This is a genomic window from Aminobacter sp. MET-1 (assembly GCF_026521175.1).
Classification (GTDB): Bacteria; Pseudomonadota; Alphaproteobacteria; order Rhizobiales; family Rhizobiaceae; genus Aminobacter.
In genome coordinates, this window is record NZ_JAMSHL010000103.1 from 1 (window position 1) to 271 (window position 271).

Annotated in this window: 1 protein-coding gene; it reads right to left on the reverse strand. The window is 71.6% G+C overall.

Translation table 11 applies throughout. The features are described 5' to 3' along the window. A partial coding sequence (locus NDO48_RS29200) for a hypothetical protein (RefSeq protein WP_267322913.1) occupies window positions 1–271 on the reverse strand: 271 nt, incomplete at both ends.

A 271-nucleotide genomic window follows, 5' to 3' on the forward strand; every position in this document is an offset into this window, starting at 1 on the left:
GACCGTGACGGCCGAGATCGCACCGCCCGCCTGGATCGAGGACCGATCGCCGCTCAGATCGGCGCTGCCGATCGCCCCCGAGGAACGGACCGAGCCGTCATTGCCCTGCAGGATGAGGGCATCGATCGACCCGGCGTCAATGCGGGCGCGGTCGCCGGAGATGCGGAGGGTACCGATCGAGGCCCCCGAGGCGTCTACGGTGAGGGCCGACCCCGAGACGGTGAGCTCGGCGCACGTTCCGACGATGCGGACGCTCTGCTCGGCCCCCGAG